Below are 23,682 nucleotides of genomic sequence, written 5' to 3'. Positions count from 1 at the left end.
AAACCAGGCTGTCGAGGCAAGACGCGTTATTCAATAAACGGCCGCAGCCCAGTCTTGCGCCATAAGATTGAGTTGATCCGCAACCGCTACGGTTGGCCAGTTCACTTCATCGCGCAACAACGACTCGATCCCTTCGGCGCCGGCCGCTATCGCAGTCCAGCCTACCGTCTGTGCAGCCCCCTTTAGCCGATGCGCCGCCTGCAGGGCAACCGGGCGATCACGCAGGGCAACAGCGCTGAACAGACGGTTCAGATCCTGGCGCAGCGCTTCTTGCCGCCCTTCCCGCTCCTGCCCTGAGGCGCTGTGTACCTGCGCCGCTGGTATCAGGACCTGATCGCACCACAGCTCGATCATTTGCTGCAATTTGTCCTGACGCACCGGCTTGCTCAGCACCCCGTCCAGGCCGGCCTCAAAACAGCGTTCAAGATAGTCATTACCTGTTACCTGCGACATCGCAATGATTGGACAATGCCCGCGCTGTTGTTGGCGCTCCACGTCGCGCATAGGGCCGCTCAGGTTGAACGCCTGATGCTCATCGATCAGTACCAGATCGACCCTGTGCTGATTGAAGAGCGCCAGCGTCTCGTCACCCTTGGCCGCCAGCCGTACGCCCAGGCCAAAACCTCGAAGCAATGCCTGCACTGCTTGCTGATCGGTATATTCGCCTCCCGACACCAGCACCCATAATGAAACCTCCCTGGACGCCGCATCAGGATCTGCTGCCCGCACAGGCGGCTCAAGCGCTCCAGCCCACTCGGCGGGCAACCTCACTTCGACCTGGGTGCCGCTCCCCGGGACGCTACTCAAGGTCAGCTCGCCGTGCATCAACTTCACCAAACGGCGACAGATCACCAGCCCCAAACCGGTGCCGCCACTGCGCTTGAATGATTGCCTGGCGCGGGCATAGGGCCGAAACAGAGCAGCTTGCGCCTGGTCGGACAAACCAATGCCGGTGTCGACCACACGCATCAACACGTCTGAACTGGCCCCCGGCTGAGTGTCCGGCGACAGCAATTGCACCTCGACCCGGCCGTGCTCGGTGAACTTGATGGCGTTGGATATCAGGTTACGCAGCACCTGGGCCACCCGCTGGTCATCAACCAATGCTGAAGCAACGGGGCGTTGACCGGTCAATGTCAGCGTCAGCCCCTTTTCCTCGGCATAGACTCGGTAATCATCCACCTGCTGTTGCAGCAATGACCACAGATCCACCGGCTCAAGATTGAGCTGCAATTGCCCGGCCTCCATCTTGGAGATATCCAGCACATCGTCGACCAGGCGCAGCAAGGTATTGGCGCCGGTATTGGCCAGGTCGGTGAAGTGCCGCTGTTGTTCGTCCAGTGGCGTGTGCTCAAGCAGCTCAACCGCCGCCAGCACCGCGTTCATGGGTGAGCGGACTTCATGGCTCATGACCGCCAGGAACATCGCCTTCTCGCGCTCGCGCTGCACGACGCGCCGCCGCTGGACCCGGCTTTGCCACACCAGCGTAATGAGCAGCAGCACAATGGCCAGCAACAGCCACAACTCACCCGCGTAATGTTCGGCGATGGACCTGATGGTCGGGATATCCAGGTTCATGTCGGCAAACCAGGCATCGAAGATCGCCTTGCGCTCATCCCCGGTGATGGAGGCCAATGCCTTCTCCAGGATCGACAGCAGGATTTCATCGCTGTCACGCACCGCCATGCTGACGCCGGTGTGCAATTGGGGCACCACGCCGGATATCTGCAATACGCCCTGGTACTGGCGGGAAAGATACGGGATCAACAACCACTCCGAAGCGATAGCAGCGTCCGCCTTGCCGTCCTTGACCATCGCCATCATGTCGACCGCGTTCTGAGCGGCGATGAGCGTGACCCCTGGCGCCTCTTCGCGCAAGAAGGCGCCATAGACTTCGCGCCCCAACATGGCCAATCGTTTATGGGCCAACTGCTCTAGATTCGCTAGGGGCTGATCACCAAAACGACTGACTAGGATCGTCGAACTGGTGTTGTAGGGTAGGGTGTAAAGCATCCCACGATCCTGGGCCGGGTCGTCGGAACGACGTCGAGTGGACAATATGTCCACCTCACCGCTGATCAGCATCTCCTTGCGCGCACTGCGCGTGGTGGTCAGCACCGGCTCGAAATGCAGGCCGGTACGCAGGCCGATCAGCCTCAGATATTTGGCTGATAGACCGCGCAATTGGCCGCCGCTCATGTATTCGAAAGGCAGCAGGTCCTCGAACACCCCCACACGGAGCACCGGATGAGCAGCGATCCAGTCCACCTCCTGCTGCGTCAACGTCATCGGTGGCGAACTGGCGTACACGCCTGCCGACGCCGGAAGGCACACCAATGCCAGTACCAGCAGCAGGCGCCTCATCAGCGGGCCGTCCGCTGCGCACGCGTCGCCGGCAGTATGTCGAGCGCTGTATCGCCGCTCAACGCGGCCCACTGCTGCAACAACGGCCGCAGGGCTTGGGCGTGCACCGGCCCCCACTCCGTTTGGCCATACAGCAGACGCTCCATGTACTCGGCGGCCTGCGCCAATGCCGACCACTCCATGATCAACGCCGCACCGTGCAATCGATGAGCCACGTGTTGAGCCGATTCGCGGTCGCACAGGGCGACGGCTTTGACCAGGTTTGCCAGGTCACCGGCCATTTCACGGTTGATTGCGGCTTGATCCAGCAAAGGCGCCATCAAGCTGGTACTGGGTGCGGCCAGCTTGATCCCGCACCAGCGCTCAATGACCTCGCACAACTGCCCAAGGCGTATGGGTTTGCTCAGCGTCGCGTCCATGCCCGCCTCGATACAGCGTTGAAGATGACGGTCGCCGGTCAGGGCAGAGATCGCGATAATCGGGCTGCGTGTGCGCCCCAGTTGTATTTCCAGGGCGCGCAACCTGCGCACCAGGCCATAACCGTCTTCATCGGGCAAATCACAGTCCATCAGCACCAGGTCGTATACGGTTGCCCTGAACAGCGGCCAGGCTTGCGCGGCGTCGGCAGCGATCACTGGCTGGCAGCCGAATGCACTGATCTGCGCACGCAAAACCTCCTGGTTCGCATAGGTATCTTCCACCACCAGAATCTGCAGGCCGCTTACGGTTGGCAGGGCTGAGGGTGCCGCTTGCGGCATCAAGACCGGTGGCTCCTCGCCGATGCTCACCGGTAAGCGGATAGCCACTGTCGTGCCTGAGCCCTGCTCGCTCGTCAGCGTCAACGTCCCCTGCATCAAACCCACCAGTTGCCGACAGATCATCAGGCCCAACCCGGTGCCCCCTGTGCGCCGGGAAGACTCTCGGGCCTGGGCATAAGGGCGAAACAGGGCGGCCTGCGCTGCGTCTGAAATACCGACTCCACTGTCGCGAACCTCAATCTGCAATTGCGCGGTGCCGTCCGCTGACACCGCTAACGCTACGTCGATGTCGATACCGCCCGTATCGGTAAACTTGATGGCGTTGGATAGCAAGTTATGAAAAATCTGCGTGAGCCGGGAGCTGTCTAGCAATAACAAGGGCAACTGCGCCTGAATATGGCAGTTCAAGCTCAGGTGTTTTTCCCGCGCCCGCAGTCGATGCAACCCGACTACACCTTGAACCAATGCCTCAATGTCGATTGCCTCGACAGCCAGCCTTGGCGGTTTGGCAATTGAGCCGGGCCTGTCCAAAACATCATCCAGCAGCCGCCCCAAGGCGTTGGCACCACTGTTAGCCAGATGGGCCAAATGGCGCTGCTGCTGGTTGAGCCGGGTGTGCCCGAGCAATTCCATTGCCGCCAGCACTGCGTTCATCGGTGATCGGATTTCATGCCCCATCACCGCCAGAAACATGGTTTTTTCCTGCTCGTTACGCACCGCCAGGCGCCGTTGACGCTGGCCTCGATACAGCAGTGCGCACAGGCTGACCAGCACGAGCGCGCCAAGGATCAACACATGCAAATAATGGGCGGCGATACTGGGCAGCGATGGAACATTCAGGTCCAGATCCTGGTACCAGCGCCCATACAGCCGGTTGCGTTGCTCGACGGTGATGGAGGCGAACACCTTCTCCAGTATTGAATACAGCATGACCTGGTCTGTACGGGTCGCCATACTCACATCCAGCACCTGGCTGCCGAGCACACCGGATACTTCCAGAATGCCCTGGAACCGTTGATACAGATAAGGCGTTAGAAAGATGGCTGACGCGATTGCCGCGTCGGCGCTGCCGTCTTCAACGCTGGTCAGTATCTCCAGGGCCGAAGCGCTTTTTTTGAAATTGGCCTGCACGCCCTTGCGCCGAAAGATTTGCTCGTAATACGCCACATTGGTGGGTATCGCGATGGTTTTGCCTTGCAGTTGATCAAGATCGAAAGCGTCTGGGCTCTCAACCCGCGTCACAATGACAGGTGAGGTCGATTCGTAGGCAAGCGTTCGAAGCCCCTTGGTAGTAGGTTCAGACCTGAAGCGTAAATAAGACGACAGCAGGTCAACCTGGCCTTCCAGCAACATTTTCTCGCGCTCGGCCAGCGTCTTTCCAGGTACGAACGTGAACTGAAGGCCGGTCGCGGCCGTGACCAATTGCAAATACTCTATCGACCGCCCGCGCACGACTGCGTCGCTGATGTATTCGAAGGGCAACAGGTCTTCGACCACGCCGACCCGTAATACTGGATGCGTCTGAACCCAATCCTTCTGCTCTGCACTCAGCACGACCGGCCCGGCCCGTACAGCAGGCACTACCATCAAGCCACATAACGCGATGGCACACAGCGCCCTTTTCATGGAGTACCGATGATCTTGTTGAGCTTGAACAGCTCATTGTTAGACGTCACCCCAAGCTTGCGGAATGCAGACGTTTTTTGCGTGCTGATGGTTTTGATGCTGCGATTGAATTTTTCGGCAATTTCACTCACGGTCATACCTGCCAGATAACAGCGAATGACTTCCTGCTCGCGGCTCGTCAATTCCGCCAAGGCCAGCGCATCGCGCTCCTCGCTGGTGCTTTCACGCGTCTCACCCGTGACCGTTTCCGCCAAGCGATAGGTCATATCGGTGTTCAAATACACAGCGCCCGCTGCGACTTTGCGAATCGCTTTCACCAGCTGGCTCATGTCTTCGCCCTTACCCACAAAACCACGAGCCCCCACTCGCATGGCCAGGCCCACTGTCGCCGGGTCATGATGGCTGGACAAGATCAGAATATGGCAGTTTGGAAATTTGACGCGTAACGCGCGGATCAGTGATACACCGTCCAACTCATTGGGATTAAGAGAGAAATCCAGGAGCAGTAAGTCTGCAGGTGCCGTAACAAGGCCGGCAATCAAGTCGCGGCTTTTTTCATAAATGCCAACCACTTCAAAGTTCGCTTCGGCCGCCAACGTATTGGCAAGGCCGTGCCGAACGACCGCGTGGTCATCCAATAACGCAATGCGTATGGTTTTCATCGTGATCGTACCCTCTCGGCCCGGCGCGCGCCGCACCGTCGAAACACAGGGATAACTCATCGATACAACGTCTAATACGCACATGAGTATATGCAATAACCACAAAATGACACGCGCACAGCAGATGAATTCGCAACGCTCAAATCCCTTCGATAATATGCCTGATTCTGAATAACTCGTTGTTCGACATCACCCCCAACTTGCGAAATGCGGCGGCTTTTTGCGAACTGATGGTTTTGATACTGCGGTTAAATTTCTCGGCGATCTCGGTGATGGTCATGCCGGCCAGGTAACATCGAATCACCTCCTGCTCACGCGCAGAAAGGCTGACAAAGCGCAGGGCTTCATCCCGGCCTTTGGTCTCGCCGTCATAGCTTACGGCGGTGGCTTCCGCCACGCGGTAGGCCATGTCCGGGCTCAAGTACACCGCGCCTGAGGCCACCAGCCGGACCGCGCAGATCAACTGCTCCATGTCTTCGCCCTTGCCGAGAAAACCGCGTGCGCCCACCCGTAACGCCAGGATTGCGGTCGCTGCGTCATGGTGCGTGGAAAAGATCAGAATCCGGCAGGTTGGAAACTTCACGCGCAGCGCGCGAATCAACGAAATACCATCCATCTCGCAGGGGCCGAGCACAAAATCCAGCAGCAATATCTCGGCCGGTGCTGTCGCTAGCCCGGCCATCAGGTCACGGCTACGGCTGTACACGCCGACCAGTTCAAAATCCGGTTCCTGTACCAGTCGATTGACTAAACCATGTCGTACAATTGCATGATCATCCAGCAAAGCAATGTGTAAACGTTTCATAGATCAAGGAACACTCTTTATAACGAGCAAAAAGACGAGAACAAAAACTTTATCGACTGTTAATTAGTTCTCGACTTCTCAAGCGCACAGTTCGCCAGCCGAGCTGGCTATGCCTCAGCAGCAGGACATTCAAAAGTACTGAACAATTGAAAAATCAGACGATGCGAAACTTAATGCAATTGCATTCAGATGAATATCAGACTGCTCTTAAAAGCGTAGGGCTCACTCAGCCAGCGATGTACCGGGACTGCTCTGTTGAATCACAAAGTTGAGGAAAGCATCGATTTCCAGTGGCCGCGCCAAGGCATAGCCTTGTCCAACCCGGCAGCCCAAACGGTGCAGCAACGGGATCGTCGACTCATCCTCGATCCCCTCCGCCACCAGGCTCAGGTTGAGCAGCCGCGCCCAGTTGACGATGCCGGCGATGACATTGCGCGACGAGGAATGCTGTTCGACACCCCGGACAAACGAGCCATCGATTTTCATCTCGTCAAACGACAGGTTTGCCAGTAAGGCGAAGGTTGCCGCCCCGGTACCGAAATCGTCCATCGACACCTGGAAACCCTTGGCCCGAATCGCAGTTAACGAAGCCGACAGGTGCAGCTCATTGGGTTCGGGGACGTCTTCGGTCAGCTCGATCTTGAGCAGGCGATTGGGCAGCTCTGCCTGGCGCATTCTGGCCGCCAGGCGATCGGCGAAGTTGGACGTACAAATCGTCTTGGCTGAAGCATTCACGGCGATGGGAATCTGGATGTTCGCGCGTTTGAGCGACAGCATGACCTTGATCGTCCACATCTCCACCAGGCTGAACAACAGCAAATCCAGGCCCAGGCGGTTGACCAAAGGCATCAGTACCGAAGGCGGTACTTCACCAAAGCGTGGGTGCTTCCAGCGCACCAACGCTTCGGCCCCCACAATGCGCCGGCTGAGCAATTCGAACTGCGGTTGAAACACAAAGCGCAGCCCGTCGCCTGTCGTCAGCGCATGGATCACCTCATCTTCGGCCAAGGCGTCGAAGGTGTTTTTGCGTAGCGAGGGGTCGGGTTGCACGCGGGTCAATACCGTGGCGCGCAATGCATCGCCCAGGTCCAGAGTACCGCCTTCGCGCACGATCTCGACGAAAATGCCCGCCGCCCTCGCCAAACGGGCATGGGACTCCAGGGCGCTGACCGCGACTCCACCCATGTACTTGACCCACAGCGGCTTGGCCGACCTTTCACGTACAGACGTACGTGCACCGTCAGCGGCCCCACCCGGCGCGCCCAGCGTGGTTTCGCCCATCCAGAAAATGCCTGGAAACTGGGCCAGTTTGCCTGACTCGTGACGAGCCTTGAGCAAGCTCGGCAACATCAAGCCATCGCCGCATTCAGGGCGAATTTCACACACGATGACATCGACCGGATAATCATCCAGCCACGCTTGCAGCGCATCCAGCGAGTCGACGTTGGCCAGAGGCAGAACGCCCAAGCCACTCAAGGCGGATGCAAGCCGATGTGCGCACGCCGCATCGGATGCCAGCGTGATTACACGTAACGCGCTGAACTCGTTGGGCACGGCGACATTTAGGATCATGACAAGGAATTTCCCGAGACTATTTCTTCAGGGAAAAAGCTTATCAGCGCCAAAAAAGAAACAAATAGGACTGGGACTAAAAGCCGGCGTGGCTGCCATCAGCCGTTATTGAGCCGTATACGCCCCATCACGCATACGCCGGATATCCCGTAAGGGCGGCGCGCCAAACAGTCGCTTGTATTCGCGGCTCAATTGCGAGGCGCTTTCATAGCCCACCGGGCTGCTCGCCTGGCCTGCGTCCAAGACCTGATTGAGCATCAGTTGCCGCGGACGATATGCTATCGATAAGGCGGCGCGTTCGCTGTCGTGACGATGTAATCAAGCTCGAGGGGTAATGAAGTGTTTAAACAGAGGATGCTTAACGACCATGGCTGAATACCTTCTGCCCCCCGCTGCCCCACACTGGCTGATCCGCCAAGCCACCCCCGACGATGTGCATGCCTTGGTCGCACTGGATGCCTACGCAACCGAGCATGCCAGCCGTCGTGTGTTTATCTATGACGCCGTGGTTCGCCAGCAATGCTTGGTAGCCGCCGACGCTAACGTGTGCGCCGGCTACCTGGTGCTCACCCACGACTTTTTCAACCATGGGTTTATTGCCCTCGTGATGGTTTCACCGCTGTACCAGCGCCAGGGCATCGCCCTTCGTCTGCTGGCAGCGGCCGAAGCAGCCTGCAAGACGCCCAAGCTGTTCGCGTCGACCAATGCCTCCAACAACGCGTCCCAGGCCTTGCTGACCAAAGCCCGCTTTATTTCCAGCGGGCAGATCGAGAATCTGGACGATAACGACCCTGAACGTGTGTACGTCAGGTTCATTCGCTGACGATGCCTTTTGTAGGAGCGAGCTTGCTCGCGAAAAACTCACAGGCGCCGCGCTTATTCAGGGAGCACGCGTTATCGTTGAGGTTTTTCGCGAGCAAGCTCGCTCCTACAGAAAGAAGAAGGCAGAAAGCCCTTTGCGCGGGCAGGAACCTTTTCTTGAATGCGCAATCTGTGGTTCACCCTTTTGAAGCGATCGAGACCCTGCGCATGCTTGTGAAAAAAACCGTCCTCTGCCTTGCACTGTTAAGTGCGGGCTTTATCGCAGGTTATGTGGCAAAACCCACACCGCAGCTGCAAGTCACCGCTGGCCAATTAATGGAGTGCGGGGAACTCATGATCCCGACGCTGGGGATGTGAGTCTTTCCGCAAGATGCACGTTGAACCCATTGCGCCCCGCCGCCTTCGCACCGTAAAGCGCTGCATCGGCCGCCTCGACCAAACCCAACACCGGCTCCAGCCGTGAGCCCATGCCCGTCGCAACGCCGATACTCACGCTCACGCGCCCGAAGGGGCTGCCTGGGTGTGTGATGTTCTCCTGCTGTAGGCGCGAAAGAATGCGTTGCGCGACCACCGCAGCGCCTGTGCTGTCAGTCGCGGGCAGGATGATCGCCATTTCTTCTCCGCCATAGCGCGCCACCAGGTCCGACGGGCGCCGCACGCACGTTTCCAATAACGTGCTGACTGCCTGCAAGCACGCATCTCCCGCGACGTGACCAAAGGCATCGTTAAAGCGTTTGAAATGGTCGATATCGAGCATCAGCAATGCCAGCGACGTACCTTCGCGCTGCGCCCGACGCGCTTCCACGGCCAGCGTTTCATCAAAACAGCGGCGGTTGGCGAGGCCGGTCAGCGCGTCCTTCTTCGCCAAGAGTGCCAACTGCCGATTGGAGTCGAGCAACTGTTGCTGGGCGACACGCAACGCCTCTTCCGCCGCCGTACGCCTGCGGATATCCAGGATCAGAAACCAGCCGATCAGCCCCGTCAGCCCCAGCAGCCCCGCCACCACGACCGCTGACAGTGCCGCCTCGATGCGCCACGCCGCGAGGGCTTCGTGCTTGCCCAACGCGACCGTGGTGATCAGCGGCAGGGTTTCGCTTTTGCGAAAGGCATAGAGTCGCTCTACCCCGTCCAGGCTGGAGGTATAGGCCGCAGTGCCCACAGGCTGGTCGACGAGGTACTTGGAATAAATAGGCGAGGTGGAAAAGTTGCGGCCCATGTCCTGCTCGCGGAAGGGGTAACGCACCAGCAACGTGCCGTCGGCGTAGGACAGGCCGATGGCGCCCTCCTGGCCCACATCGAGTTTGCCGAATACCCGCAGAAAGTTTTCCACCCCCAGGGTCACAGCGACCACGCCAGCGAAGTTGCCGGCCGCGTCGTTGAAACGGCGGCTGATGGTCACCACCCATTCATGGTTGGCGCGGCTTTGAATCGGCGGGCCAATAAAAGGTTCAGCGCTCGGATCGTCGCGATGGTGGATGAAATAGGCCCGATCACTGCTATTGGCGCCCTCCGGAATCGCACGATTGGAAGACAGCAGCCACCGGCCCTGATGATCATAAATGGTGATGCCGCTGAGCTGCGGCATCAGCGGCTGCTGTCGGTTGATCAGCGTACTGATGCGCTGGATTTGCACCGGGCCACTGCCTTCGGTTTCCAGGCGCTCCACCAACCCCAGCAACAGCAACGAGCTTTGCCGCACGATGCCTTCGGTATAGGTGTTAAGGGCCTGGGTCAGGTTCAAGCCATGCACGTCCACTTCCGCCAGCGCACGGTCGCGGGAAGACAGGACTTTCCAAATCGTCAGCGAAGTCAGGGAACAGCCGATCACCAACAGCAAGAGCATCACAAGACGGGTATCACGCTTCACGTCAGCACCTTAAGGAAGTCCGGTTTCCATCCAGCCATCATTCGAACGTCGGTACTCACAGGGGCAACCGGTTCCAGAGTGCCAGCATACAAGCAGTCTGTGCGGGCTGCAGCAACAGAGTGTGCGGCTGAGCGCCGGCCAGAGGAGCCAGCGCCTTTAATGACCACTATCAAAACAGGGTATTGAATGCTAAACCAACCGTTAAGGTCGCTATTAATTCAATATCAATCGACGCAGAAAAACTTATACGAAGCGGCACTTTCTGAGCCTACTTGTACAAGTTTAATCTGCCACTCTACCGTTCATCGCCCTTTTTAAAAAATTTCAAAACATCTGCGCACTTTCCCTTATCAGAAAAGATGTCCGTTGCATAAACGGGCAACTAGCGAAACGACATTTCAAAACTGGGAGTATTGTTATGACGACGAGCAATAAAAACCCTGGAAACTTTGCCAACGATCGCGAAAAAGCATCAGAGGCGGGAAAGAAAGGTGGACAGGCCTCTGGCGGCAATTTCGCCAACGACCGCGAGAAAGCCGCGGAAGCCGGGCATAAAGGCGGCCAGAACAGTCATGGTGGGGGGCGTAAGTCCTGACCACACGGGCAGTACCGCTGTTCCGTTTGTTAACAAAGGGCATTGATCATGCGTGCGTCCATTGATAATCAGCGCGGCGAGCCAGTTCGCAGGCCGATTGTAGAAGTGCAAACTAAAGCAAGGACTGGCCTGCGTTCTAATACGTCTGCGTGTTACGAACATCAGCAACTTGTTGAACAAGCCGAAGCCACGATAAGTGCATCTAAAACGCCACCCTTGTGTGAAAGGCACTTATAACCGTGCAGCTTGATGCACGCGACCAAGTGCACGTTTCCAGCACAATCGAAGTGAACGTTACATTACCGACATAACGACGAGGTAACTGAACATGACTACTCAAGACAAGCAAGGCAACATGAGCGTCAACGAAGCCGGTAAAAAAGGCGGCGAGGCCACTTCTGCGTCCCATGACAAAGAGTTCTATCAGGAGATCGGCAGCAAAGGTGGCCAAAACAGTGGCGGGAACTTCAAGAATGATCCCGAGCGCGCCGCTGAAGCCGGCAGCAAAGGCGGCCAGAACAGCGGGGGCAATTTCAAGAATGACCCCGAACGCGCCGCCGAGGCGGGCAGCAAAGGCGGCCAGAACAGTGGCGGCAATTTTGCCAACGACCGTGAAAAAGCTTCCGAAGCCGGGCGTAAAGGTGGCGAACACAGCCACGGCGGCGGACGCAAAAGCTGATGTGCTTGATGCAGGGGAGCCGTGCTCCCCTGCTTTCATTGATGAGGGACACCATGCCTTTACACATTATCAACTTCACCGCACCGGTCACCGCTTCTACGTGCAGCCAACTGATTGAAAAAGCCTCGTTGGCCGTACAACAAGATGCCCAGGGCCTGGTACTGAATATCGCCACCATGGGTGGTGAATGCAGCTACGGCTTTACGATGTACAACTTTTTATTGTCCCTGCCGATTCCGGTGCATACCCATAACCTCGGCACCGTGGAATCCATGGGCAATATCATCTTCCTGGCCGGTGAGCGCAGAACCGCCTGCAAGCACAGTAAATTCCTGTTCCACCCCTTCCACTGGCATGTGCAAGGCGCGGTTGACCACTCGCGCATGTCCGAATATGCGATGAGCCTCGATTACGACTTGCAGTTGTACGCACGCATCGTGGCCGAGCGCACCGCCGATGCTGTCGAAAAACTGGAGACCGAAAAGTACCTGATCGCCGCGCCACGCATTCTCGACCCGCAACAAGCGCTGACCGCCGGCTTGATCCATGGGATCGAACTTCCCGTGGTCAAGGCGGACTTCGTGAGCAGCTTCATTCACTCCTAGCACCTTTTATTCAATAGGGGAGCCTCACAATGGACGAAGAAACGATCCGACTCACCGCGTACCGCATTTGGGAACAGCAAGGGAAGCCTGACGGTCAGGATTTCGTGCACTGGTTACAAGCCAGGGAGGAGCTGACAACCCCGCCGACTGACGGCCTGGCAGGCTCGATAGAAAGTAGCGTCACCCCGCCCAACCCGGACCGATCAAAGCGCCAGGCGACCGCCGCCGGGCAAAAAACCCGCAGCAGAAAACCCAACAGCTGAACCCACAGAGCCGAGAGCGAGGACGCGCCTGTCGATAAACCCGCCAGGGTTCTAAAACATCGGCAGCCGTCCAAGCGTCATCCCCGCCCCGCCGCCTCTCGATACTGGCATTAAAACATCAACTAATCGCTTGTTTGAATTCTTCCTTTTTAGCAGTTGAAAACGCCCATTTCTTAATCGAGAGTGGCCGTTCATTCAGGGAGGAATCGATGTGATCCATCTACAAGCGAACCGAAGTTGCCTGCAATGTAAACAACCCTACGAATCGACGCTGGATGACCCCGACTTTCTAGTGTCGTCGGCCTCTGACATGCTCTGCCCAGCGTGCAAGCAACACTATGCAGCCGACCTGATGAAAGAGGCACTTCAACGCAGCGTGCAAAAGTTGTGCATGTTGCAGGAGCGACGCAAAAAACAGTAAACACGCGCCTCGCCCCTACCGCCACCCGCACGGACACCGTCCATTAAAAATACATTCATTCGGGTGGCGGCGGCACATAAGGCTTTGCAATAAACGGGATACTCCCAGACGGGCGCCATCTTACATTCTCAAGACCGTAGCGCTCGGCCAGCGGTTTACTGATGCGTTTGATCTTTTCATTACGCGACCTGGGAATAATGCCAATGCCTGCATCGCAACAGGCCCAATGCCACGCCTCTGCGTTATTCATCACCTCCGCTCTTATAATGAAAGACTTAGGCTCGTGGTGGTATTCGTATTCGATGACATATAAAGAATTTTTCATAACCTCTCCTTCTGATTTTTTTGTTATTTGCTCAGAACGAAGGTTCAGAAATTTTAATGTTTTAATGACGACGATCACGCACTTGCTGTTGCACTACCGTTCGTCGGCCTCGCATTAAAAAAATAAAACTGCTCATGCTTCTTTTGTTTCTTAATACTGAGTCTGTTCACTCCAGGCTCTTGGTAAAAACTCCTGTCTTGCCCGCACTCTGTGCGGGCTTTTTTATTTTGCCGCACGCTACACCCTATGGCGAGGGAGCTTGCTCCCGTGACGGCCGGGCAGCCGACGCTTGTCCAACCGACGCACCGAGGTCCAAGCTTGCCTGTCGGACCAAAATCCTCGTCGGCTGTCAGGCTGCCTTCGCGAGCAAGCCCGCTCCCACATTTGGATCGTTTGGGATCAGGAAGATAGGCGCCGGCTGTCAGGCCGTCATCGCAGGCAAGCCAGCTCCCACATTCAAGATCGCGGAGCCACTCAATCGTCGTCGTGCACGTGAGCGTCAGCACAGGGCAGTCGGCCGGACTCACCTCCGGCAATCCGTTCCGCCTGATCAATACCGCGTTTGAGCGCGTCATTCACCGTCCATTCGGCACCCGGCAACTGCTTGATGCGTTCAACCACGCATTGCCCCGTCGCGGTATAAACGCAGAGCAGCACTTCAATATCAGCGTCCTCCCGCTCTCGGGCCCTGACTTCGATATGGCAGCCGTTTTCGACTTCCCGGGTGAAGCATTTTTCTTTCAGTGCTTTTGAGACCCAGGCTTTATAGGTGTTGCCACGTATAAACATAGCGCTTCTCCAAAACCGTTAGTGGGGTTGGCCATCAACTAACGACTGAAATCCCTAACCAGAATTCAGACTTTCTGCAAGGCCACCTCCATCATGCACCGATAAAAACCTTTTACCGTTTCGCCTGTTAAACCGTTCGTCAGGCGAGGAAACAAATTGTTAAACCAACCCACCGGGCTCTATTCAAAATGTTCGGGAGCGCGGCGAAAGGCGCCCTGCAGAGCGGCAGCAAAAGCCAATAAAACCGAGCAGTAGAAGCACTTTTTCTACTGACGGCACCTTATTGCCGAGTGTTTAACACCTGACGGCTCCTGAGGTTAATAAGCGCTTCGCTTAGTTAACGCTTGAGCACTGATTCGGCACAGCAAAACGCAAGTTTCCAATACAGGAGCAAGGCATGAAACGAGCGATGGGTTATTGCCTGGTCACTATCACCAGCCTCTTCTTACTCACCAGTTGCAACCTGGTGGTATTCAACCCCAAGGGGCAAGTAGCAACCGATGAGCGCGACCTGATTATTCTCGCTACGGGCCTGATGCTGCTGGTGGTCGTTCCGGTGATTGTGATGATGTTTGTCTTCGCCTACCGCTACCGCGCCACCAATAAAAAAGCGCGTTACTCCCCCCGCTGGGCCAGTTCGCACAAAATCGAAGCGGTGGTATGGGGCGTTCCCCTGCTGATCATCATCGTCCTGGGGTGGGTGACGTGGGAGACCACCCACGCACTCGACCCCTATCGCCCGCTGGAGTCAGACACCCCGCCGATCAATGTGCAGGTGGTGGCCACCGACTGGAAATGGCTGTTTATCTACCCTGACCTGGGCATCGCCAGCGTCAACGAACTGGCCCTGCCGGTACACACGCCGGTAAGTTTCACCGTCACCTCCGACGCGGCCATGACCTCGTTCTTTATTCCCGCACTCGGCGGGCAGATCTACGCCATGGCCGGCATGCAGACCAAGTTGCACCTGATCGCCAACGAAACCGGTGAGTTCAGAGGGATTGCCGCCAACTACAACGGCCCCGGTTTTTCCGACATGCATTTCACCACGCTGTCCCTGAGCACTGCCGACTTTCAAACCTGGGTGACAAAGGTCAAGGGCGCGGCCACCTCTCTGGACCACAGCACTTACGCGCAATTGGCCAAGCCGACCCTCAAGCACCCGGTGACCTATTACTCGGCGGTACAGGAGCGCTTGTTCCTGGACATCGTCGATAAATACGAAGGCATGAACAAGGCCAATAAACCCCGGCGCTCGCCATTGAGCGACGCTGCACAACGCACCGATCAACACCCAAGTCTGCTGGCTGAGGAGCGGTAACCATGTTCGGAAAACTGTCGTGGGACGCGATCCCAACCACTGAACCCATTGTGATGTACACCCTGGCCATCGTCGGCCTGATTGGGGTGGCGTTGGTGGGCTCGATTACCTGGAAACGCAAGTGGGGCTATTTGTGGCGCGAATGGTTCACCTCGGTGGACCACAAGAAGATCGGTTGCATGTACATCATCGTCGCCCTGGTGATGCTGCTGCGTGGGTTTTCTGATGCGATCATGATGCGCACCCAACAAGCCATGGCCGCCAGCGGCGGGCCGGGTTACCTGCCGCCGGAACATTACGACCAGATCTTCACCGCCCACGGCGTGATCATGATCTTCTTCATGGCCATGCCCTTCGTGGTCGGCTTGATGAACATCGTCGTGCCGTTGCAGATCGGCGCTCGGGATGTGGCCTATCCGTTTCTCAACGCCCTGAGTTTCTGGCTGTTCGTGGTGGGTGCGGCGCTGGTGAACATTTCGCTGGGGGTCGGTGAGTTCGCGCGCACCGGCTGGGTCGCGTATCCGCCGTTATCCGAGCTGGGCTACAGCCCCGGCGTCGGCGTGGATTACTACATCTGGTCATTGCAGATATCCGGCATCGGCACGCTGCTCACGGGGGTGAATTTCTTCGTCACCATCCTGAAGATGCGCACCGAAGGCATGACGCTGTTCAAGATGCCGGTGTTCACCTGGAATGCGCTGTGCACGTCGGTGCTGATCCTGGCGGCATTTCCGATCCTCACCGCCACCCTGTTGATGCTGACCCTGGACCGTTACCTGGGCATGCATTTTTTCACCAACGAGGCCGGCGGCAACCCGATGATGTACGTGAACCTCATCTGGGCCTGGGGGCATCCGGAGGTGTACATACTGATCCTGCCCGCGTTCGGGGTGTTTTCCGAGATTGCCGCCACCTTCAGCAGCAAGCGGCTGTTCGGCTACGTGTCGCTGGTATGGGCGACCATCGCGATCACCGTGTTGTCGTTCATCGTGTGGCTGCATCACTTTTTCACCATGGGCGCGGGGGGCAACGTCAACGCGTTCTTCGGCATCATGACGATGATCATCGCGGTGCCGACCGGGGTGAAAATCTTCACCTGGTTGTTCACCATGTACCGCGGCCGCGTGCGCTTCGAAACGCCCATGCTGTGGACCCTGGGCTTTATCGTGACCTTCAGCATCGGCGGCATGACCGGGGTGCTGCTGGCGGTGCCGGGGGCCGATTTCCTGCTGCACAACAGCCTGTTCCTGATCGCGCACTTTCACAACGTGATCATCGGCGGCGCGGTGTTCGGCTATATGGCCGGCCTGACGTATTGGTTCCCCAAAGCGTTCGGTTTCCGCTTGAACGACAAGCTGGGGCGCATCGCTTTCTGGTGCTGGCTGGTGGGCTTTTACTTCGCGTTCATGCCCTCCTACGTGCTGGGTTTCATGGGCATGACGCGCCGCCTCAATCATTTCGACAACCCCGAATGGCGGCCCTGGCTGCTGCTGGAGTTGGTGGGAGTGGCAATCATCCTCTGCGGCGTGGCGGCGCAAGCCTTGCAATTGTTTGTCAGCATCCGCAACCGTCATCAATACCGCGACCTCACCGGCGACCCGTGGGACGGGCGCACCCTGGAATGGGCCACCGCGTCCCCGCCGCCGCTGTACAACTTCGCCGAGCAGCCCAAGGTCAATGACCTGGACGCGTACTGGGGCATGAAGGAGCGCGGCGTCAGCACCCTCAGCCACACCGACTATCGCAGCATCCACATGCCGCGCAATACCGCGTCGGGCCTGGTGATCAGCCTGTTTGCGCTGGTCTGCAGCTTTGCGTTGGTGTGGCACATCTGGTGGATGGCGGCGTTCGGCCTGGTGGCCTCGGTGGTGGCGTTCGTGGTGCGCAGCTACGACGAAGACACCGATTACTTCGTGCCCGCGCAGGAAGTCGCGCGCATCGAAACGGCACGTCTCAAAGACCTGGCAGAGGCTTGACCCATGTCCAATATCGTTATGGAAAAAGACATCGCCCACACCCACGAACAAGGGCATGAAGACGCCGGTTCCCTGAGCCTGTTCGGGTTCTGGATCTACCTGATGACCGACTGCATCCTGTTCGCGACCTTGTTCGCCGGCTACGCCGTGTTGCGCGACAGCGTGGCGGGCGGGCCGTCGAGCATGGATATTTTCGAACTGCCCTATGTGCTCGCCGAAACCATGCTGCTGCTGTTGAGCAGTATCACCTACGGCTACGCCATGCTCGCCATGAACCACGGCAAGCAACGCGATGTGCTGCGCTGGCTGGGGCTCACGTTCGTGTTGGGCGCGGGCTTCATCGCCATGGAGATCAACGAATTCCACCACTTGATCGCAGAAGGCTACGGGCCGAACCGCAGCGGCTTCCTGACGGCCTTCTTCACCCTCGTCGGCACCCACGGCGCGCACGTGTTAACCGGGTTGATCTGGATGGCGGTGCTGATGGTCCAGGTCAAGCAACGCGGCCTGACCAGCACCAACGCCACCCGGCTCAGTTGCCTGAGCCTGTTCTGGCACTTTTTGGACGTGGTGTGGATCTGCGTCTTTACCGTGGTCTATCTGTTGGGGGTGGTGTGACATGTACAAGCAAAGCTCGCTTCACAGCAGTGCCGGTACCAGCCATGGCAGCAGTCGCTCCTATCTGGTCGGGTTCCTGGTGTCAGTACTGCTCACCCTGATTCCGTTCGGCCTGGTGATGTTCCCGTCACTGCCGCGCACCGTCACCGCCTGGTTGGTAGTGGCGCTGGGCGCGATACAAATCGTGGTCCACCTCAAGTTCTTCCTGCATCTGGACACGGCCGAAGAACAACGCTGGAACCTGATTGCGCTGATTTTCTCGGCGATCATCATTCTTCTGTTGGTGGGGCTTTCGCTATGGATCATGGACAGTATTCATCACAACATGCTGGCGCACTGAAACACTGGCGGGGGCTGTTCAATACCGCCATCGAGCTCACCAAGCCGGGCATTATTGTCGGTAACCTGGCCTCGGTGCTGGGCGGTTACCTGCTCGCTGCCAGCGGGCATATGGCATCGGTGACACACGGGCTGGCCACCCTGCTCGGCACCGCCCTGGTGATCGGGTGCGGTTGTGTCATCAACAACTGCATTGACCGCGACATCGACCGGCGCATGGTGCGTACCTGTCATCGGCCATTGGCATTGCGCGCCATCAGGGTGTCCACTGCCGCAGGCTATGGGATCGTCCTGGGCGCCTGCGGTTTTGGCTTGCTGTGGGCCGGCAGCAATGCGCTGGCGTGTGGGCTGGCAATGGTCGGGCTGGTGATCTATGCGGGGGTCTACACCTACTGGCTCAAGCGGCGTTCCCACTGGGCCACCTTGATCGGCAGCGTCTCCGGGGCGATGCCGCCGGTGATCGGCTATTGCGCGGTCACCGGGCGGTTTGACCTCACGGCCATGCTGCTGATCGCGGTGTTCTGTTGTTGGCAGATGCCGCATTCACACGCCATCACCGTGATGCGCCGCGAGGATTTCCGCGCCGCAGGCTTGCCGCTGTTGAGCCTGGCCCAAGCCCATCGGCAGATCCAGGCGTACATGCTGGCCTTTCTCGCCAGCGCCCTGATGCTGGGCGCGGTGGCGCAGATGGCGGCGCTGTATTTTGTGGTGATGCTCGGGCTTGGGGGGTATTGGCTCAACCTGGCGGCCAGCAGTACACGGCTGACTGATCCGACCGGCTGGGCGCGCAGGATATTCGGGTTTTCAATTGTGCTGGTGCTGGCCCTTAACCTGGCGCTGGCGGTGCTGAGGTAGCTCTGCGGGCGGGCACCCGCGGAATGCAATGCTCAAAGCAACGAAGATCAACTGTGGGAGCTGGCTTGCCTGCGAAAGCGGTCGTGCTGTAACAGATGCAGTGACGGACACACCGCCTTCGCGGGCAAGCCAGCTCCCACATTTTGAGCGCATTGGCCTGCTCGATCAGGTATCGAGCACCGCCCGAATTTTGCGCGGCAAATCAGCAGGCTGATACGGCTTGGGAATCAACTCGAACTCATGCACCTCTATCTCCGCGCGGGCCAATGCGTCTTTCGCATAGCCGGTAGTCAGCAAGATCCTGATGTGCGGATACAAGCGCGACACCTCCCGCGCCAACGCCGCGCCATTCATCGCGCCGGGCATGATCAAGTCACTGAACACCAAGTCATACGTCGCCTGTTTGAGCATGCCCAATGCCTCGGCGGCATTGAGGGCGATGTCCGTGTGGTAACCGTAGTCAGACAGGATCACCTGCGCCAACTCGGCCACCTCGGGCCGGTCCTCTACAATCAGGATGCGTTCGTTACCTTGCGGTGAGATAGCTGTGGGTGTCTGCTCGACCCACAGTTGGCTGTCATCTGCAGGAAAGTACAATCGAATCGTCGTACCGATGCCCGGGTCTGAATGAATCCGCGCCGTGCCGCCCGATTGCTTGACGAAGCCATACACCATCGACAACCCCAGGCCTGAGCCCTGGCCTTCCTCCTTGGTGGTGAAGAACGGCTGCATGACTTTGTCCTGAATACCTGCGTCGATGCCGTTGCCGTTATCCGAGACCGAAATGCTCACGTAACAGCCCTCGGTCAACCCATCACGCTCGGCACCGACATCGCCCGGTACCTGGACGTTGCAGGTCTGGACGGTTACCGCTGGGTCCGCACGCCCGCGCAAAGCATCCTGGGCATTGGATAACAGGTGCTGCACTGCCAGCTCCGCCTGGACAGGGTCGATGCGGCAGTTCCACAAATCGTCGGCAAGTTCTACATGCAACTCGACGCCCTGCAGCGCACGTGCCATGAATTCGGCGCGGCTGAGCAAGCTGTTCAAGTTGATCACCCGACTGTCGAGCCGTTGCTTGCGCGAAAACGCCAGCAACTGCTGGGTCAGGGTCTGAGCTTTTTCCGCCGCTGCCCTGGCACGGCTGGCACTGTTGACGATGCGCTGCGGATCGCTACCGGGGCGCTTGGCGCTCTGCTGGATCAAGTCCAGATAACCCATCATCACTTGCAGCAGGTTATTGAAGTCATGGGCAATGCCACCGGTCAGTTGCCCCAGCGCTTCCAGGTCTTGTGCGCGACGCACGCGCTGTTCTGCGTCGTGGCGCCGGCTCACGTCCAGCTGCGATGCGAAAAAATACACCAGTTGCCCACGTTCGTTGAACAACGGCGAAATGAACAGCTCGTTCCAGAAGGTCGAGCCATCCTTGCGGTAATTGAGCACCTCGACACAGGCCTCATGGTGCTGCTCAACCGCGCGCTGCACCTGGTGCAGCGCGTTTTTGTCGGTTTGAGGCCCCTGCAAGAACCTGCAATTACGTCCGATCACTTCGTCCAGTTCAAAGCCTGTCAGGGTCAGGAACGCCTGGTTGGCAAAGATGATCGGGTTATCAGGCCCCGCGGGGTCGGTCACGATCATTGCACTGTGGCTGGCTTGCATGGCCGCAAAGAACAGGTCTTTGCGGCTGGCAGACAGCATTGCCAATTCCATACCGTCGACCACAGGCTTCTTCTTTGTCGCCAAGGTTCACCTCCAGATACGTGGTACGTGTTCCATGGACCGTGAAAACGCGGCGCAGTGCCATCTTGTGCCGAGCGGACGCGGCGCCCCCCACGGGCACCGCACGTGTCTTTAACGCTTGGCTTGTGTGTCAGGCGCCTCAGAGCGTTGCAAAAACGCTTGCGTAAGCTCTGGCAAGTGCGCGAGCAACCACTGAGCCATAGCGACTTCCTGGGGTAGAATCTTTTCGCACGCCGCTTGTGTCTCGGCATCACCCGCTGCCTTCGCGGCCGCGATGAGCACCGTGTAGCTGGCCACTTCCATATTTTCAAACACGTAGCCGGCCATCGCGCCCTTGATCACCTCGTCACTCATCAGCGAGCCACCGACCGCCTGACCGAAAGCCATCAGCTTGCCGCCCACGTCTTTAAGGGTCGAGGCACTACCTCCCAAACGCGTCAGGCATTCGTCAATCAGTTGCTGCTGCCCAAGGGTTTCCTCAATGTGCTCGTCGATTCGCGCCTTGAGTTGGGGGTAATTCTGCAAGCGCTCGGACTGTGCCTTGAGCATTTTCTCGGCCTGTTGCTCCATTGCATGGGCATCACGTAGCCAGTCGAGCAGGTTTTCCTGTGGGGTTGCCATGTCGTTGTCCTCGTCAAGAAAGTCGAAAGCACCGCACGCCCTTCAGCGTGCGGCTGTTCTCAATCAAAGGTCGGGCTTGGGCTTGAGGCCCGCCCCCAGGTCAGCGCCGGTGGTGGGGTCGCTGGTGGGGTCCGAGAGCGTGCGGATTTTCATCGCGCTCAGCACCGCTTCATCGTCGGCGTCCAACTGCACGCTGGCGGTGCCGTCACCGCCATCGACCGCCGGTTGTGGGTTTTCCACAAACTCCCAACCGTCACCCTGGTTCCAGGGCCCGCGCAGGTTCTCCGCGCCTTGGGACATGTTGAAGTACACCTGGGTGAACTCCGGTTTGCCCGGCAACTTGCCCTGGGGAAAATTCGGCTGGATCGCATGCAGCGCTTTTTCGAAGGATATCTGGTGAGCGATTTCCCGCGTCATCAAAAACCCCAGCGCATCTTTTACACCCGGGTCATCGGTGACGTTCATCAACCGCTCATAGACAATTTTGGCCCGGGCTTCGGCGGCGATATTCGAGCGCATGTCTGCGGTGGGTTCACCAATAGTGTCGATGTAGGCGGCGGTCCACGGCACGCCGGCAGAGTTGGTCAAAGGCGAACCCGCCCCGTACAGCAGGCTGGTGATATGCGAGTCATTGCCGGCGCCATTGAGGGCACGATACAACTCGCCCTCCTCTTCCACGCCTTCGGCCATTCGCCCCTTGGCGCCCTTGTTGAGCATGACAATGATGGAGCCGACGATCTCCAGATGGCTGAGTTCTTCGGTGGCGATGTCCATCAGCAAATCTTTGCGCCCCGGGTCGTCTTCCGCCAAGGCTTGGGTGAAGTAACGGGACGCGGCGGCCAACTCACCTTGAGCGCCGCCAAACTGTTCGAGCAAAAGGTTAGCCAGGCCCGGGTTGGGCTCGGCGACACGCACGGTGTATTGAAGTCGCTTGTTATGTAGAAACATGAACAAATCTCCTCAGGCTTACGGAAAAAGGCGCCCTGCTGGAATGCGCGCCTACCTTGCATGGGAAGTGGCCTGCGCGTGGAAAATTTCAAAATAAACCAGCGCATCACGACCAGCGGTAATGCGCTGCAGGCCAAGCGAAACGGCACTTGTAGCGCAGTTCTCTCAATCGGCGCCGTGGTTTTCCGACTCGGGCACGGCGTCGATGCCGGGCGTACCGTTGGCGGGCTTGATGCTGGCGTCAGCGAGTGTTGCGGCGCTGTCGGGGTGGTCCCAATCGGTGGTCGCGTTGGGGTCTTCGTCGCGCCCGGCAGTGCCGATGACGCAGCCGTCTTCATTGGGTGCGTCTGGATGCTCGAGCGGCCGGTACTGTGGGTTGGATGGGTTGTGTTTCATGGCTGAAAAGCTCCCGTTCACAGGTTAGGAACCTCGTTGGAACCACACCCTTTTTTAGAGTGCGACGAAAAAGACGAATGGCAGGACCGCTAACTAAACCAGCCGTTTCGATCTGATTAATATCAAAGCGCTGGCCGGCAATAAAAGTTATACGAAGCGGCGCATCAACCGCATCTTTGTATAACTTTTTTCAGCCAAATTACCGTTCGTCGCCGGTTAGAAAAATCGGTAAAACATTTTTCAAAAAGCCAATATCGGAATAAGTGTCCGTTGCGAAACGGCCAACTAACGAAACGCAAACTTAGCGACTGGAGAACTATCATGACTACAGGTAATAAAAACCCGGGCAACTTTGCCAATGATCGCGAAAAAGCCTCCGAAGCCGGTAAAAAAGGCGGCCAAGCGTCGGGCGGCAACTTCGCCAACGACCGTGAAAAGGCCTCTGAAGCAGGTCGCAAGGGTGGCCAGCACAGCCACGGCGGCGGTCGGAAGTCGGGTTCTTGAGTAACGGTAGGAGGGGCAGCCTGGCTGCCCCTTCAAACCCAATAGTTTGAACAGGCTACACCTTATATTCCCCCTTCATCCTGCCCGCTTGATTTAACAACGAGCGAACCTTCAGCCCAAGTTTCAAGTAGAGGCTTTCGACGCAAAGTTGTGGACGACCCTTCTTACAAAGCCATCACCTTGCCAGTATTTACGCCCCGTCATTATGAGC

Annotated in this window: 24 protein-coding genes and 1 pseudogene; 12 read left to right on the top strand and 13 right to left on the bottom strand. The window is 58.0% G+C overall.

All coding sequences use genetic code 11. The annotated features are described in order from the left end of the window. Positions 1-30: 30 nt before the first annotated feature. From BMH52_RS02525 to BMH52_RS29475, 6 genes and pseudogenes are all read right to left on the bottom strand, one after another. Complete coding sequence (locus BMH52_RS02525; protein WP_072435623.1) at positions 31-2,364, bottom strand: ATP-binding protein; 2,334 nt, start codon at positions 2,362-2,364, stop codon at positions 31-33. Then, positions 2,364-4,709: an ATP-binding protein gene (locus tag BMH52_RS02520; RefSeq protein WP_256575687.1), complete on the bottom strand. Its 2,346-nt coding sequence runs from the start codon at positions 4,707-4,709 to the stop codon at positions 2,364-2,366. The genes BMH52_RS02525 and BMH52_RS02520 overlap by 1 nt, the downstream gene beginning before the upstream one ends. 35 nt (positions 4,710-4,744) lie before the next feature. Further along, positions 4,745-5,410: a response regulator transcription factor gene (locus tag BMH52_RS02515; RefSeq protein ID WP_038449767.1), complete on the bottom strand. Its 666-nt coding sequence runs from the start codon at positions 5,408-5,410 to the stop codon at positions 4,745-4,747. Positions 5,411-5,549: 139 nt separating this feature from the next. Continuing rightward, positions 5,550-6,215 (bottom strand): response regulator transcription factor, encoded by a 666-nt coding sequence (locus tag BMH52_RS02510; protein WP_073842841.1) that lies wholly within the window; start codon positions 6,213-6,215, stop codon positions 5,550-5,552. Between the two features lie 222 nt (positions 6,216-6,437). Beyond that, positions 6,438-7,787 carry an EAL domain-containing protein gene (locus BMH52_RS02505; protein ID WP_073842839.1) on the bottom strand — a complete coding sequence of 450 codons (1,350 nt, stop codon included), beginning with the start codon at positions 7,785-7,787 and terminating at the stop codon, positions 6,438-6,440. Between the two features lie 105 nt (positions 7,788-7,892). Then, positions 7,893-8,054, bottom strand: a pseudogene (locus BMH52_RS29475) (AraC family transcriptional regulator CmrA); the annotation flags it as partial. A gap of 100 nt (positions 8,055-8,154) precedes the next feature. On the opposite strand from BMH52_RS29475, the gene BMH52_RS02500 reads away from it, so the two are divergent. Both BMH52_RS02500 and BMH52_RS29170 read left to right on the top strand, forming a co-directional pair. Further along, positions 8,155-8,610, top strand: coding sequence for a GNAT family N-acetyltransferase (locus BMH52_RS02500; protein WP_073842837.1), 456 nt, complete (start codon positions 8,155-8,157; stop codon positions 8,608-8,610). Between the two features lie 155 nt (positions 8,611-8,765). Further along, the gene (locus BMH52_RS29170) at positions 8,766-8,966 is read left to right on the top strand and encodes a hypothetical protein (RefSeq protein WP_158068756.1); all 201 of its coding nucleotides are present in this window, start codon (positions 8,766-8,768) and stop codon (positions 8,964-8,966) included. Here the strand turns inward: BMH52_RS29170 and BMH52_RS02490 are convergent. Continuing rightward, complete coding sequence (locus tag BMH52_RS02490; RefSeq protein WP_073842833.1) at positions 8,941-10,476, bottom strand: sensor domain-containing diguanylate cyclase; 1,536 nt, start codon at positions 10,474-10,476, stop codon at positions 8,941-8,943. The genes BMH52_RS29170 and BMH52_RS02490 overlap by 26 nt on opposite strands. Before the next feature lie 418 nt (positions 10,477-10,894). Between BMH52_RS02490 and BMH52_RS02485 the strand changes: the two genes are divergently transcribed. From BMH52_RS02485 to BMH52_RS02470, 4 genes are all read left to right on the top strand, one after another. Continuing rightward, entirely contained in the window at positions 10,895-11,071 is a 177-nt protein-coding gene (locus BMH52_RS02485; protein WP_073842831.1) for a general stress protein, read from the top strand. Positions 11,072-11,399: 328 nt separating this feature from the next. After that, positions 11,400-11,750: a general stress protein gene (locus tag BMH52_RS02480; RefSeq protein WP_073842829.1), complete on the top strand. Its 351-nt coding sequence runs from the start codon at positions 11,400-11,402 to the stop codon at positions 11,748-11,750. A 53-nt stretch (positions 11,751-11,803) separates the two neighbouring features. Next, positions 11,804-12,355: an ATP-dependent Clp protease proteolytic subunit gene (locus tag BMH52_RS02475; protein ID WP_014718035.1), complete on the top strand. Its 552-nt coding sequence runs from the start codon at positions 11,804-11,806 to the stop codon at positions 12,353-12,355. Positions 12,356-12,384: 29 nt separating this feature from the next. Then, positions 12,385-12,618 (top strand): DUF2934 domain-containing protein, encoded by a 234-nt coding sequence (locus BMH52_RS02470; protein ID WP_019821490.1) that lies wholly within the window; start codon positions 12,385-12,387, stop codon positions 12,616-12,618. Positions 12,619-13,094: 476 nt separating this feature from the next. Here the strand turns inward: BMH52_RS02470 and BMH52_RS02460 are convergent, their stop codons facing one another. Continuing rightward, positions 13,095-13,364 carry a DUF6555 family protein gene (locus BMH52_RS02460; protein ID WP_003190473.1) on the bottom strand — a complete coding sequence of 90 codons (270 nt, stop codon included), beginning with the start codon at positions 13,362-13,364 and terminating at the stop codon, positions 13,095-13,097. 474 nt (positions 13,365-13,838) lie between these two features. Beyond that, positions 13,839-14,153: a hypothetical protein gene (locus BMH52_RS02455; RefSeq protein WP_020303217.1), complete on the bottom strand. Its 315-nt coding sequence runs from the start codon at positions 14,151-14,153 to the stop codon at positions 13,839-13,841. Between the two features lie 397 nt (positions 14,154-14,550). Here BMH52_RS02455 and cyoA point away from each other — a divergent pair, with 397 nt between their 5' ends. Genes cyoA through cyoE form a run of 5 tightly spaced genes read left to right on the top strand, consistent with a single transcriptional unit; the run spans position 14,551 to position 19,262 of the window. Continuing rightward, positions 14,551-15,474 carry a ubiquinol oxidase subunit II gene (cyoA, locus tag BMH52_RS02450; RefSeq protein ID WP_014718031.1) on the top strand — a complete coding sequence of 308 codons (924 nt, stop codon included), beginning with the start codon at positions 14,551-14,553 and terminating at the stop codon, positions 15,472-15,474. Between the two features lie 2 nt (positions 15,475-15,476). Further along, positions 15,477-17,450, top strand: coding sequence for a cytochrome o ubiquinol oxidase subunit I (gene cyoB, locus BMH52_RS02445; protein ID WP_014718030.1), 1,974 nt, complete (start codon positions 15,477-15,479; stop codon positions 17,448-17,450). A 3-nt stretch (positions 17,451-17,453) separates the two neighbouring features. Beyond that, positions 17,454-18,068, top strand: coding sequence for a cytochrome o ubiquinol oxidase subunit III (gene cyoC, locus BMH52_RS02440; protein WP_058410192.1), 615 nt, complete (start codon positions 17,454-17,456; stop codon positions 18,066-18,068). A 1-nt stretch (position 18,069) separates the two neighbouring features. Next, positions 18,070-18,408: a cytochrome o ubiquinol oxidase subunit IV gene (gene cyoD / locus BMH52_RS02435; protein WP_014718029.1), complete on the top strand. Its 339-nt coding sequence runs from the start codon at positions 18,070-18,072 to the stop codon at positions 18,406-18,408. Beyond that, positions 18,366-19,262 carry a heme o synthase gene (gene cyoE / locus BMH52_RS02430; protein ID WP_060767480.1) on the top strand — a complete coding sequence of 299 codons (897 nt, stop codon included), beginning with the start codon at positions 18,366-18,368 and terminating at the stop codon, positions 19,260-19,262. The genes cyoD and cyoE overlap by 43 nt, the downstream gene beginning before the upstream one ends. A 165-nt stretch (positions 19,263-19,427) precedes the next feature. On the opposite strand, the gene BMH52_RS02425 is transcribed toward cyoE, so the two are convergent. From BMH52_RS02425 to BMH52_RS02410, 4 genes are all read right to left on the bottom strand, one after another. Then, on the bottom strand, positions 19,428-21,005 hold the full coding sequence (locus BMH52_RS02425; protein ID WP_177345072.1) for a histidine kinase famiy protein: 1,578 nt from the start codon (positions 21,003-21,005) through the stop codon (positions 19,428-19,430). 108 nt (positions 21,006-21,113) lie between these two features. Next, positions 21,114-21,623 carry a ferritin-like domain-containing protein gene (locus BMH52_RS02420; protein WP_073842825.1) on the bottom strand — a complete coding sequence of 170 codons (510 nt, stop codon included), beginning with the start codon at positions 21,621-21,623 and terminating at the stop codon, positions 21,114-21,116. A 63-nt stretch (positions 21,624-21,686) separates the two neighbouring features. Further along, entirely contained in the window at positions 21,687-22,571 is an 885-nt protein-coding gene (locus BMH52_RS02415) for a manganese catalase family protein (protein ID WP_014718025.1), read from the bottom strand. A 165-nt stretch (positions 22,572-22,736) separates the two neighbouring features. Beyond that, on the bottom strand, positions 22,737-22,967 hold the full coding sequence (locus BMH52_RS02410) for a hypothetical protein (protein ID WP_072435632.1): 231 nt from the start codon (positions 22,965-22,967) through the stop codon (positions 22,737-22,739). A 321-nt stretch (positions 22,968-23,288) separates the two neighbouring features. Between BMH52_RS02410 and BMH52_RS02405 the strand changes: the two genes are divergently transcribed. Beyond that, positions 23,289-23,471 (top strand): general stress protein, encoded by a 183-nt coding sequence (locus tag BMH52_RS02405; protein WP_003190457.1) that lies wholly within the window; start codon positions 23,289-23,291, stop codon positions 23,469-23,471. Positions 23,472-23,682: the final 211 nt, after the last annotated feature.

It is taken from the genome of Pseudomonas sp. BTN1 (genome assembly GCF_001907715.1).
In the GTDB taxonomy this organism is placed as follows: domain Bacteria; phylum Pseudomonadota; class Gammaproteobacteria; order Pseudomonadales; family Pseudomonadaceae; genus Aquipseudomonas; species Aquipseudomonas paracarnis.
This window is presented reverse-complemented; position numbering and strand designations above follow the sequence as displayed.